General features: G+C 42.0%; 12 protein-coding genes and 1 tRNA gene. 4 read left to right on the top strand and 9 right to left on the bottom strand.

Annotated elements, in window-relative coordinates; all coding sequences use genetic code 11:
* Positions 1-30: 30 nt before the first annotated feature.
* The 3 genes from ACSSVW_RS10435 to ACSSVW_RS10425 form a co-directional block, all read right to left on the bottom strand.
* Entirely contained in the window at positions 31-1104 is a 1074-nt protein-coding gene (locus ACSSVW_RS10435) for an endonuclease/exonuclease/phosphatase family protein (protein WP_182395401.1), read from the bottom strand.
* 18 nt (positions 1105-1122) lie between these two features.
* The gene (locus ACSSVW_RS10430) at positions 1123-1443 is read right to left on the bottom strand and encodes a hypothetical protein (protein ID WP_036966198.1); all 321 of its coding nucleotides are present in this window, start codon (positions 1441-1443) and stop codon (positions 1123-1125) included.
* Positions 1444-1541: 98 nt separating this feature from the next.
* A complete protein-coding gene (locus ACSSVW_RS10425) occupies positions 1542-1976 on the bottom strand; it encodes a hypothetical protein (protein ID WP_036966195.1) in 435 nt (144 codons plus the stop codon).
* Between the two features lie 260 nt (positions 1977-2236).
* Between ACSSVW_RS10425 and rhlP the strand changes: the two genes are divergently transcribed.
* The 3 genes from rhlP to ACSSVW_RS10410 all read left to right on the top strand — a co-directional run bounded on the left by rhlP (position 2237) and on the right by ACSSVW_RS10410 (position 6506).
* Positions 2237-3052, top strand: coding sequence for a rhombotarget lipoprotein (rhlP, locus tag ACSSVW_RS10420; protein WP_454179266.1), 816 nt, complete (start codon positions 2237-2239; stop codon positions 3050-3052).
* A gap of 76 nt (positions 3053-3128) precedes the next feature.
* Entirely contained in the window at positions 3129-5189 is a 2061-nt protein-coding gene (locus ACSSVW_RS10415) for a TonB-dependent receptor (protein WP_454179265.1), read from the top strand.
* A gap of 96 nt (positions 5190-5285) precedes the next feature.
* Complete coding sequence (locus ACSSVW_RS10410; protein WP_454179264.1) at positions 5286-6506, top strand: MFS transporter; 1221 nt, start codon at positions 5286-5288, stop codon at positions 6504-6506.
* A gap of 9 nt (positions 6507-6515) precedes the next feature.
* Here the strand turns inward: ACSSVW_RS10410 and ACSSVW_RS10405 are convergent, their stop codons facing one another.
* From ACSSVW_RS10405 to ACSSVW_RS10380, 6 genes are all read right to left on the bottom strand, one after another.
* Positions 6516-6932: a GFA family protein gene (locus ACSSVW_RS10405; RefSeq protein WP_180311069.1), complete on the bottom strand. Its 417-nt coding sequence runs from the start codon at positions 6930-6932 to the stop codon at positions 6516-6518.
* A 1-nt stretch (position 6933) separates the two neighbouring features.
* A complete protein-coding gene (locus ACSSVW_RS10400) occupies positions 6934-7941 on the bottom strand; it encodes a fatty acid desaturase (protein ID WP_036966182.1) in 1008 nt (335 codons plus the stop codon).
* 46 nt (positions 7942-7987) lie between these two features.
* Entirely contained in the window at positions 7988-9373 is a 1386-nt protein-coding gene (locus tag ACSSVW_RS10395; RefSeq protein WP_454179263.1) for a putative bifunctional diguanylate cyclase/phosphodiesterase, read from the bottom strand.
* On the bottom strand, positions 9289-10158 hold the full coding sequence (locus ACSSVW_RS10390) for a PAS domain-containing protein (protein ID WP_454179262.1): 870 nt from the start codon (positions 10156-10158) through the stop codon (positions 9289-9291). Before ACSSVW_RS10390 ends, ACSSVW_RS10395 begins: the two co-directional genes overlap by 85 nt.
* 549 nt (positions 10159-10707) lie before the next feature.
* Positions 10708-10792, bottom strand: a tRNA-Leu gene (locus tag ACSSVW_RS10385).
* A 170-nt stretch (positions 10793-10962) separates the two neighbouring features.
* Positions 10963-12621, bottom strand: coding sequence for an acyl-CoA dehydrogenase family protein (locus ACSSVW_RS10380; RefSeq protein WP_454179261.1), 1659 nt, complete (start codon positions 12619-12621; stop codon positions 10963-10965).
* 140 nt (positions 12622-12761) lie between these two features.
* On the opposite strand from ACSSVW_RS10380, the gene ACSSVW_RS10375 reads away from it, so the two are divergent.
* Positions 12762-13262, top strand: coding sequence for an RDD family protein (locus ACSSVW_RS10375; protein ID WP_036966174.1), 501 nt, complete (start codon positions 12762-12764; stop codon positions 13260-13262).
* Positions 13263-13264 lie beyond the last annotated feature (2 nt).

Below are 13264 nucleotides of genomic sequence, written 5' to 3'. Positions count from 1 at the left end.
ACACACTGAAAGGGCTCATTGAGCCCTTTCTCATTCATCAAAGGTCGGAACTTGCTGCTTAGATGCCATAGGCATTTTTAACTCTTTAATCGCCTTATCTTTATCAATATCTTCATGTTGTTTTTGATTTGAAGCAGCGGGGTCATAAGTCAATTCGGTTAATAGTGCAAAATGATCAGAGCCATACTTAGCAAGGCGTTCAATTCGTTTTACACTGAACTCATCACTGTGGAATAAATGATCAAGCGGCCAACGCATAAAAAAGTAACCCGCATGAAATGTATTAAAAAAGCCGCGTCCTTTACGCGGGTCTAACAACTTAGAAACTCGCATAAACAAACGCGTGCTCCGTGACCAAGCAACATCATTCAGATCGCCTGCAACGATGCAAGGGCGCGTTCTATTTTTAAGGGCTTTGGCCAGAATAATAAGCTCGGTATCACGAGGACGCGAGGTGTCTTTTTCGGTGGGACTTGGAGGAGCTGGGTGAATAAAGTGCGCCTCGACTTCTGTGTTATTGGCATCTTCAAATACGATATGAATCGAAGGAATATCCGCTTCGATTAATTCACATACCTGTTGGTGTTTAATTTCAAACTTACTGTATAAATGCATACCGTAACGATTATCTTTAGGGCAATAGATACGATATGGGTAATCTGCTTCTAGACAACTGAGCTGCTGTTGCCACGTTTCATTAGATTCAAGCGTGATGAGTAAATCTGGTTGGTGGTTTTTTACCAATTTAATAAGTTTGCCGTAGTGCGTATTCGACATCAGTACATTCGCAGACATTATGCGAATACTGTGAGCATCATCTTTACTACTTGAGACAACTTCTTTCTTAGCGAACCATGTGTAGGGGTAAATCCAGTTCGCTTGCAGTAGCAAAACCACAAAGCTTATAACAATACAACCGAGTAAATAATGGCTGTTGGAGAGGTAAAATAACACGCTTGCTCCCAGCAAACATGCAACTGCAAGATACGCTACTTGCAGCCGCACAAAATCACAACTTCGAATTAAATAATGCTGGGAGTACGAAAATGGCAATAGTGAGACAATAAGCAAAAGTACAGACAGTACACTCAATGCATGGCTCATATAACTCATTGGCACAATTTATCGGCTCAGAATCGAGACTATTTCGCGGGTATCCTCTACCAAACGAACAATGGTGCCATCAACCTGAATTGAAATTAACCCGTCGTTATTACGCGATTTAATCACCTTACCTCGACGATAAATATCGCGGTCAAGTATGTCACCTTTTCGGTATTTCTTTTGCCAACCAGGCGGAAGATCTCCACCATTTTCAAGTTTTTTCTCTAGACCAGGCGGTAAGCTTTTTCCTTTGTCTTTGTCCTTATCTTTGTCCTTTGCTAAAGCGCCTGTCGCAACAATACTAAGCCCTAAAACAGCCACTGTTAAAAATGTTTTCATACGAACTCTCCTTTTTATGTATTCTACTAAGCGTAGCAACTATTTCTGAACTGGGAATGAAAGAGTATAAAAAAGCCGCAAAGCGGCTTTAAACAGGATTAACGATGACGCGACACGATGGATAAAATTTCTCGTGTGTCATGTACTAAGTGTATTAAGCGGTCATCAATTTCAATGGCAATAATGCCATTTCTATCGCGACGCTTTATTACTCGGCCGTGGCGATAAATATCTCTGTCGAGAATATCACCATGATGATAGCGTTTGTACCAACCTGGCGGTAATCCACCGCCATAACCTACTTTTTTGTATAAACCGGGTGGTAAATCACGGTAGCTATAGCGGTCATACCTATCGTGATGACAATCACGGTCATGGCGATGATGCTTATGATGCTTTTTATGTTTATGGTGCTTTTTACGTTCGTGTTTGTACTCGTATCTGTCATGGTCACGATCATGTTTAGCACTCGCTTCTATAGGCACCAAACTCAAACCTAGCACGGCTAACGAGATAGTAATTATTTTATTCATAATAGAGACCCTCTGCATTTGCTCTTGTTGAAAAGCCTATCAAGCAAGCCTGAATCATAGATGAAGGGTTACAATTAAAAATAACAAGCTCATAAATAACAATACGTTATAAAAACAATCTTTACATTTCTTTAAACTTCTTTGGCACTTTTCATGACTTTCTCTGTCTGAATGAAAGCTTCAATTAGGAACAATGACTGTGATTAAAAAACCAAAATTACACCCATTGTTTTCGAACACGTTATAAAAAAGGATCGTTTATGAATTCATTAAAGTGGTGTTTGATCATTGTGATATTTACGCTAACTGGCTGCAGTACCATGTTGAGTCAACACGGTAATCAGCAAACTCAATCTAGCTCATTGGTTGACTACTTATACCCAGATCAACAACGAGCAGCCGAACAAATCAGTGTACCCACTCTAAACTTACCCGCCACAGTGGGTATTGCCTTTATTCCTAACAAATACAACAACGGCCTCCATCATAGTGACGAAATAGCACTACTCAACAAAGTAAAAAAACAATTTATGCAGTATGACTATATTGACCGTATCGAAGTCATCCCAAGTACCTATTTAAAGGGAGGCGAGGGGTTTACTACTTTAGAGCAGGTATCACGCTTATACGATGTGGACATTATGGCGCTGGTGTCTTATGACCAAGTGTCACAAAGTTTAGAAAATAATGCAGCCTTCTTATACCTCACCATTGTTGGCCTCTATGTCATTCCGGGTAATGAAAACACGGTGCAAACATTCGTCGATACCGCGGTATTTGATATTAAAAGCCGAAAAATGTTGTTCCGTGCGCCAGGTATCCATAAAGCAGAGAAACGAAGTACAGCAATTGGTATCGATGAAGTCGCGAAACAGCAATCGCTAGCAAGTTTTAATGCTGCTGTTGACGACATGATAGGAAATCTAGATACCGAATTAGGTCAATTTAAAATTCGCGTTAAAGACGAGAAAATTGCCAATGTCAGCCATAAAAAGGGGCACAGTGGCAGTAGCCTATTTGGGCTTATCGCTTTACTTTTGGGGACTGTGTGTCTGCGACGAAAAGCAATTCATTAATCGCGAAAGCTTTTACACACCGTTAAAAGCAGTTACCCTTTGATTCTCGTTGTCGTTGTTTAATCAAAGGGTTTTCATGAAGTTGTCATTAATCTCAGCGCTTATTGGCTCTCTTTCAATTAGCTGCCATACATTTGCCGCAACAAATGAACTTGAGCATATCACTACCACCGCCTCTCGTACTGAAGTGCTTGCTGATCCACTTCCTGTGGTTGTAAGCAGTATTTCTAAACAACAGTTATCACTCATTGCACCCACGCATATTCAACAAGCCCTTAAACAGGTTGCAGGTGCAAACTTACAACATGGTAATGGACAAGAGTACTTACCCGCTCTTCGCTCGCCAGTGCTATCGGGCGCTGGGGCCTGCGGTGGGATACTCACAGCAGAAGATGGTATTCCCCTACGTGCCGCTGGTTTTTGTAATATCAACGAATTATTTGAAGCGCACACAGAAATGGCTGAGCGCATTGAGGTATTAAAAGGCCCAGGCTCAGCTCTTTATGGTTCCAATGCAGTCCATGGGGTTATTAACGTTATTACGCCCGATACAACCTATGATCACACCACACTTGGTTTAGACTACGGTTCTTTTGGCTATAGCCGCTATAAATTGGGGCAAGGTCACGACTTTGGCAAACAAGGCCTTGGTATTAATGTGAGTATCACTCGCGACACAGGCTACCGTGATGATGAAGGGGTTGACCAAGAAAAAGTGACCATGCGTCATCGTTATGATGCTGACAATTTCACGCTCAATAGCGGCCTTACTTATACGCATTTAGATCAACAAACCGCAGGCTATATTGAAGGCTTTGAAAGCTACAAAGATGAAGACATTGCACAGTCAAATCCAAACCCCGATGCCTTTAGAAAAGCACAATCGATGCGTGTGTGGTCCAAGTTAAATTGGACAAAAGACGACAACAATAGTTTCACGCTAACCCCTTACCTGCGCGACCAAAGCATGACCTTTTTTAAACACTTTTTACCCGGCACACCTTTGGAAGAAAACGCGCAACAAGGCGTAGGTATACAATCAATGTGGCAGCACCAATTTGCAAACGCAAGTACGCTTACAGTGGGCTTTGATGGTGAGCTTACCGATGCCAATTTTTTACAATACCAAGATAAGCCAACAGAGGGTTCTGCTTTTTTGGTCGCAACAGTCCCTCAGGGTAAACATTATGACTATCAGGTTACGAGTCGCTTACTGGCACCATTTATAAACCTAGACTGGCAATATGATGAACTATTAGTCACTGTAGGGGGCCGATACGAACACATGCGTTATGATTACACGAACCATATGCTCGCAGGGCGCACGAAAGAAGATGGCACCCCGTGCGGAATGGGTGGCTGTCGCTATTCTCGCCCAGAAAGCGGTATTAATAGCTTTGCTAATTTCTCACCTAAACTTGGCATAAGCTACCAATTTACCAATAATCACTTTATTTATGCCAATGCGTCTGAAGGCTTTCGAGCGCCGCAAGCGGCTGAGCTTTATCAGCTTCAGCGTGAACAAAGCGTTGCTGAGTTAAAATCAGAAATTGCAAAAAATCTAGAATTTGGCTTCAAAGGTCAGCAAGCACAACTTCATTACGTGATAAGTGCTTATGCTATGAATAAAGAAAATACGATTTTCCGCGACAGTGACTTTTTCTATGTCAATGACGGGCAAACCCAGCATCGCGGCATTGAGCTTGAACTCGCCTACGCCATCACGCCCACTATCTCAATGCAATTAGCTGCAACGCACGCTAAACATACCTACAGCTATGACCAACTATTGGGTGAGGTTAATATCAATGGCAATGAGGTTGATACCGCCCCGCGTAATATCGCTAACTTACAGTTACTTTGGCAGGCTAATGATATGACTCGGGTAGCGCTTGAGCTCTACAGCACCAGCGGCTATTTTACCGACCCTGAAAATCTTCATCGTTACGAAGGTCACTCGCTGGTTAATTTAACAGCTGCTTGGCAGCTTACCCCTACGTTTGCTGTCACTCTGCGCGTGAACAACTTAACCGATGAGCACTATGCTGAACGAGCAGACTACACGAGCTTTAACGGCGATCGCTATTTTCCAGGAAGACCCCGTAACGCAATGTTATCAGCACGTTATCAGTTTTAAGTGACCGCATTATTTGGTGAGCTATCTCATAGTTCACCCACGCTGTTTAGTATTTAGGTATGATAGTTTTATCTCTTACTTAAGTGTCTAAACAGCGTGCCATCTTCTCAAAACGCAATTCGCACCCTTTTATTAGTGCTTGGCATTTTTCTTATTGCAGCCAGCTTACGCGCGCCCATCACAGGCATTGCGCCAGTACTAGAACAGATTATTGAGCAATTTAAGCTCACAGCATCGCAAGCTGGTATGTTGACCACTTTACCCCTGATAGCCTTTGCCATTGCCTCCCCCATGGCAGCAAGCTTGGCTAAAAAATATGGTCTGGAACTGTCGTTGTTTATCGCTCTGCTCCTGATTGGCGTGGGTGTTTTGTCTCGCCTGATTGATTCTGCAAGTGTTTTATTTATTGGCACCGCCGTGATTGGCGTTGGTATTGCGATTGGTAATGTATTATTGCCAAGTCTTATTAAGCGTGATTTTTCGCATAAAGTGGCGGTAATGACGTCAAGCTACGTACTTGCAATGGGCATATTTGGCGGGAGTTATTCAGCACTGATCACTCCCCTTGCAGAATACAAAGAAATAGGCTGGCAAGTGGCTTTAGCCAGTTACTCATTACTGGTGTTACTGGCCATTGTTGTTTGGCTTCCTCAGTTAAAACAGCATACGATGCCTGGCAAAGCACAGGTATCGCACACCACTCAGGCGAAAGTTTGGCATTCACCATTAGCATGGCAAATAACACTATTACTCGGTTTTAACTCATTTTTTACTTACATTATGCTTGGTTGGCTGCCGAGTATTTTGATTGAGTTTGGTCATACAGCTGAACACGCTGGAGCCTTGCAAGGTGCGTTTCAAGTTGCCTCAGCATTACCCGGTATCGTGCTTATTCCCTTATTAGCAAAACTAAATGATCAGCGAATACTCACTTTTAGCTTGGCCTTATTAGGTGCGCTATGTTCATTTGGATTATTGTACGCCCCAAGCTTCGCTATGCTTTGGTCTGTCACCTTAGGATTTTGCTCAGGTGCTTGTTTTATTTTAGGTTTATCGTTTGTGAGTTTACGTACTCATAATGCGCAGCAAGCTGCTGCTTTATCAGGTATGGCGCAATGTATCGGCTATTTACTGGCCGCAACAGGGCCAATCTTGGCCGGTACATTACATAGCTTTTTTAATAATTGGGCTGGCGCGCTATGGCTATGTATTGTATCAAGCCTGTTATGCGCGCTATTTGGTTACTTGAGTGGCCGAAACGTGACTATCAACAATGACGTAACTATCAACAATGACGTAACTATCAACAATAAATAGTACAGCCCCTTATTGACTGGCTGCCGTGATTTCAAATGTGCTCATATCCGCTAAGTTATCAAGCCATGGTTTATGAGAACGATACCAAATATGTGTGTTTGGAATAAGCTCAGCGGCTTGCTCAACAGCCCCTAAACGTAAGCCATAAATGCGCTCGCCTTCGCCGACTGAGGTCGCGTACAAAGCAGTACCACAATTAGCACAAAACCCCTGCGCTCTTTGATTACCGCTTTCAGCGATTTTTATATATTCTTTTGGTGTAGCACCCGTGAATGTAACAGCATCGGGCATTGACATAACAACGGTACGAAATGGTGCCCCTGAAATTATTTGACAGTCGGTACAATGACAGTTAAATACTTTATTTTCATCAACTTGTGCTTGGTAAGTTACCTCACCACAGTGACAACGACCCGTGATTTGCATATTAAACTCCTTCTTGTTTAGTTTCGTATAGATTCGCACGCTTGATGCTGCGTAAGTCATTAAATCTTACCCCGTGCTGCGCCATAATAGGCAGTATTTTTTGACTAATAAGTTGGCGAATATAAAACGGCTGATTTGGCACAAAATGATGAATAGTATGGGTACGACCAAAGTCAAAACAAAATAATTGAAAAGGTATAAACCAGCGACTATTAATCACGTGAGTTTGCTCAATCACATTGTTTACACCACCGTAGTAATGCATCGATGAAGTAATAAAATTGAGCGATGATGAACGAATAATATTTGGTATTATTAACACCACCATCAAAAACTCAGCAACCGCCAGCACATCTAACCCCCAACTAGGTAACATAGATTCTAACGGCATAAATAACTGCAGTAAGTAGTACGCGATTACCCCATATAAAATAACGAAATAGGCGGTCGCAATTGGAAACCCCGCGTTAAATACGGTCAAAAACTTAAAGCCTTTAATTTCTTTATTAAAGCGCTTACTGTTGATTACTAATCCCAACAAACCATCAACAATCACCACAGCCCTAACAAACGGGTTTTTTATGCCATTACCGACCAAACGTTCTTCTAAGTCTTGATTGGTTCCTGAGACCTTATGATGGTGCAAATGAATTTTACGTCGATACCACGGGTTCACCGTATTTGGTCGCATTAACCACACAACCAGCATCATAAAATTATGAAGCCAAGGACGCTTACTAAAATATTGCTTATGAATAAGGTCATGTTCAAGTTCGTGAGAAATAGACGTAATCACAGCCGCTAAAATAATACATAACCACGCGGGAATGAGGCTCATATAATAGAGTGACGCGACACCAATTAATGACAATAGTGACAACAACAAAATAACCAAAGCAATACTATTTTGTTGATTAAGAACAGGGTATTTCGCTCTCAGTGCTTGTTCTTCTGTTTTAATAGCACTGACAATCGCCTGAATATTTTGCTTAGCGGTTAATTTTGGCATAGTTACGTTTGCTCGTTTGTGTATACCAAAATCATACCGCGAATACTCAGCGGTCTCTAGCAAATTGCTCTAAAAAAGGAAGTATCTCACTGGGTGGCAAAGGTTTTGAAAAGTAATAACCTTGAATATAGTCACAACCAGCATCCGTTAACACTTCAAGTTGAGCGTATTCTTCAACCCCTTCAGCAACCACTTTAATACCCAGTACACGACTCATTTGAATGATTGACCTAACTAAGGCTTCGTCAGCTAAATCAACGTGTATTTCATCAATAAACGACTTGTCGAGCTTGAGCACATCAACCGGAAAACGACGCAGGTAACTTAACGATGAGTAACCAGTACCAAAGTCGTCTAACGAAATTAAACACCCTGCTGCTTTAAGTTGAGTAAGCACGTCGAGGTGATTGGTATTTTCGGGGGCAAGTACACTTTCAGTTAATTCAAACGATATTTGCGAAGGCTTAACACCTTGACTCTTTATGATGTCAATCCACACATTGCGCTCAGGGTTGTACTCTGCAAACTCAAATAATGAACGGTTAACATTAAATACCAGTTGATCATACCCTTGTGCTTCAAGTGCCTTAATTTGCTGACACGTTTTTATTAACACCAATTCACCGAGTGGAATTATGACACGCGACTCTTCAGCTAATGGTATAAACTCTACAGGCGACACCCACTGCCCTTGGTTTTGCCACCTGACTAAGCTCTCGAATTTAGCAACTGTGTTATTTTCAATATCAATAATTGGTTGAAAATAAACCTCTATCTCGTTGTTCTTAACAGCCTGTGTCAGTTGCTCTACCAGTAAATTGTGTTTTTTAACTTTGTCGTCCATTTCAGTACAAAAGTGTAAAAATGGATCCGCTGTTTGTTTTGCGTTTAAGCTAGCCAGCTCAGCTTGCCTAATAAGACGACGGGCTATTTTTTCAATTTTAACCTGCGATGTCAGTACATTATTATATTCATAATGACTGATACCCAGTGTCACTGTTACATTTTGACGAATACCGCCAATAGAAAAAGGCTCAATCAATAAGGCATTAATTTGTTTACAGACAAGTTCAAGCTCATGGCTATCCTGATAGGTCTGTAATATTGCAAAGCTGTCTCCATCGATGCGTGAAAATGCACACTCTTTAAAGGTATATGCCAGCCGATTTGCTATTTCACATAGCAGTTTATCCCCGAAGGTTAAGCCATATACGGTGTTAATGTCTTGAAATCGATCAACATCAAAATAAATCACTGCCAAGTGCGTATTAACATCATTTTGATACGACGGTGCCGAAATTAAATCACAAATACGTTCTTTAAAATAAAAGCGATTTGTGAGGCCCGTCAGTTGGTCATGATTTGCATGAAAATAAATTTTCCGCTCAGCTTCTTTTTCTCTGTGATATCGAGAATGAAGGCGACGTAACACACCTCACCATTGTTAACCATTTTAGTAATTGATAAAAACTGGGTGTATAAGTCCCCTTGCTTGTTCTTATTCATGATCTCACCAGACCATTTACCTTCGGTATCAATGTGATGCCACATGGCACGATAAAAATGCGATGCATGCTTATTCGAACTCAATATTTTAGGATTTTTTCCTATAATCTCGTCGAACGAATAGCCAGTCATATTCGTAAATGCAGTATTTGCGTATATGATCTCGACATTTTCATTGCAGATAAAAATAGCTTCGTGACTTTGTTCTATCAATTGATTGGCAAAATCTAACTTGGCAATAAAGCGATCTTTTTCAATCTCTCGTTGAATAAGGCCTGTAAATAAGGAAAAGAAAGACTCAATTTGCATGGCATCACTGATCGCATGCTGAAAAAGTGCAACGAGAATGGTATCTGTTTTGCCAGACATACTCTGCAAGGGCACCCCGACATACGCTTCAATACCCATATCAACGAGTAATTTGTCGTCTGGAAATAATTGCTGTACGTCTGAGCTATAGCTCGAGATACCGCCGCAACTTACATCGTTGCAAGGCGTGCAGCGAATATCATAACTAATGTTTTCGACGATTTCGTCATTGGCCACCAACGTTAGCGTTGTTGCCTGCATGGTGTCTTCATCAACATGAGCTAAAAAAACGTGTGACGCCCCTACCACTTCTGACAAAGAGAGGCATATAGCATTATAAAAGTTTTCACTTTTAAGATTAGATATACTTTCAACAATACGTTTTAGGTCGAATGTACCCACGCTTCCCGCCTTATCTTATATGCACTAAGTGTTTGACTTAACTTAAAGTTAAGGTTTCAAATTGTATTACATGAAGCCTATAAATACCATGCTACTCTAGTCCATTATGATTAATTTTCAATCAAGTAGACACACAAAATCAGGGGTTATTTAATTACTCAACATTGTTTGAACACCTGTGATTAATAATAGAACAAAAAGGATTTTATAGGGGCAATCAGAGCATGCCAGAAGAAAATGAATGAAAGGTTAGCCATGGAATTATACTGAAAGCTGTCTTTATCCCTTCTCTTGCAAAAGGCACGAATGTTTAAAGTTGCGGTGGTTAAAAGATACGATGGCTAAAAGATACAGTGGTTAAAAGGTACGGTGGTTAAAAGATACAGTGGTTAAAAGGTACGCAGGCAAAAAGACACGGTGCGCAGACTTTACTTGCCTAATTGCCACGCCCCGTGTGTTACTCAAAAACGCGAACACACAACATAAGACACATAACTGATTTATTTCAGGCATAAAAAAACCCCAGCAAAAGGTGCTGAGGTTAAAAAGTGGTACCAGTGGGCGGACTTGAACCGCCACGCCCGAAGGCAACGGATTTTGAATCCGTCATGTCTACCAATTCCATCACACTGGCTTCATTTTTCTTTAACCTTCTAAACACGAGAAGATAAAGAAAAACCACTTTAGAGCAATAAGCTTTTTAACTGCTTTTGTCTCTATGCCAAGCATTATACAAAGAATGGGTGAGGCAGCAAGCGTTTTATGCGGCCTGATGAATCAACCGCACAATTATTAAACAAGTTGTTAACCAACGTGCTTTGGCATCATTCGAGAAACAATGGCCTGACAGTCTATTTCATGGCTTAAACAACCATACTGCGAAAAGTGAGGACCTTTCAAACGGCTTGTTACAAATGCGTGTGCGATAATGGGTTCACCAAACTGCAAGAGCGTTGCGGCTTGCCAAAGCTGTGCTAAGCGCTCAATGATCCGCCGAGCCTGTATTTCTAAATGTGACGTATCGGTTAGTAATGCCTGCAATTCATTAAGCTTATCGGCGTAATCACTGTTTAGTGCACGTGCTTTTTCAAGCTCCTTCATAAGCGCCGTTAACGAGTCTGGCTCGCGGTTAAACACGCGCATTAAATCTAAGCATTGCACGTTACCTGACCCTTCCCAAATTGAATTAACAGGGGCTTCCTTATAAAGGCGACTGGCAATATTGTCTTGCACATAACCTACTCCACCAATGCATTCCATCGCCTCGAAGGTGTGCAGAACTGCACGCTTGCAAATCCAGTACTTTCCAATCGCAGTCGCACTGCGAACGAGTGCAGCTTCGCTATCATCGTCTTGTTTATCAAGTGCGTGGGCAATCCGCATCGAGATTGCCAACGCTGCCTCTGCTTCCAAGGCTAAATCAGCTAAGACATTCAGCATTAATGGCTGTTGATGCAGTTTTTTTCCAAAAACAGCGCGCTCTGATGTGTGCCATACCGCTTCTTTTACTGCTTGCATCATCAATGAACTTGAGCCGAGCATACAGTCATACCGTGTGAGTGCGACCATTTGAATAATCGTCTTAATACCACTGCCTGGTTCGCCCAACATCCAGCCATGCGCTGATCTAAACTCGATTTCAGAGCTGGCATTTGACTGATTTCCTAATTTATTTTTTAAACGCTGAATATAGACGGCATTTTTTTCACCACTTTCAAGCCAACGCGGCACTAAAAAGCACGACAATTGCGAATTAGGGGCATAGGCGAGCACTAAAAAAGCATCGCTCATGGGGGCTGAACAAAACCATTTGTGTCCTTCAAGCACGTAAAGCTGCCCTGCACCGCCTTCATTTAGTGGTGTTGCTTTGGTGGTATTTGCTCGTACATCGGTGCCTCCTTGCTTTTCGGTCATGGCCATACCAATCGTAACACCTTGTTTTTCAAACCACGGCTTGTTGTCGCCATCATAATGATTGGCCAGTATTTTTGGCAGCCAAACTTCAGCGATATTGGCTTGACTGGCAATAGCGGGCACACTCGCAAAGGTCATCGTTAGCGGGCAACCTGACCCTGGGTCAGCATGATTATGTAGTACAGCCATCACCGCGCGTACAACATGACTGCCTTGCTTTTTTTGCTGCCAAGGTAAGGCACAGTGTCCTTGCGCTATGGCATGCTGCATAAGCTGATGATAACTTGGATGGTAATCAACATGGTCAATACGCTCACCAAAGCGGTTATGTGTATTAAGTTCAGGCAAATGCTTATTTGCCAAGAACCCAGCTTGTAACAGTTCCCCTCCCACCTGTTGCCCAAAAGCAGAAAGATGCGCTGTTCCCCATTGTCCCGCAAAACAATTTTGCCAATACTGCAACACGTCGTCAGCCTCGTACGCGTTATAGTTTTCAAGCGGTTTGGGTTGATTAAATACCACGTGGGTTTCACTCGAAGAAACAGACATAGAAGGGCTCTCTTTTTTATTATTTTTTCAACTATAGCAGGTCAGACCTGCTTGTCGACAAGCGAAACCCTCGCTAAGTATTTCTTGTTTGCTAAGGACTTTGCTAAACTACAGCGCAATTTAATAGGATGAGAGTGTTTATGTCAGCTGAGTTTCCTCGTGCCGGTTTTTGGCGCCGTTTTGCCTCGTTAATTTACGACACCTTGGTTGTGATTGCCTTTGCAATGCTCACAACTGTGCTATACCTACTGGCTGTTCAGGGACTTATTTCACTTGATGTGCTGAGTATTGGCAATGCTGAGGATGTCTCAGCGTATATTCAAAACTCCCCTTTGCTTTATGGCATCCGTAGTGGATTACTGGTGTTAGTGAGCGTGGCATTTTTTAGTTACTTTTGGGCTAAAAGCGGGCAAACCATAGGCATGCGCGCATGGCGCTTAAAAGTACAAACCCTCGATGGTAAGCTGATTAGCTGGCAACAAGGTGCGCTAAGAGCAATCTGTGCTTTATTAGGTTTGGGTAATTTAGTGGTGCTGATTGATTTTAAAAACAAACGTGCACTGCAAGATTACATAGCTAAAACAGAAGTAATTACGCTCACAAAAGAAGAAAATAAACGCATTTATCGCTCATTGGATTAGGC

The sequence above is a fragment of the Pseudoalteromonas sp. MBR-15 genome, assembly GCF_053628915.1.
Note: the sequence above shows the minus strand (reverse complement) of the source record. Positions and strands in the feature narration are given on the sequence as shown.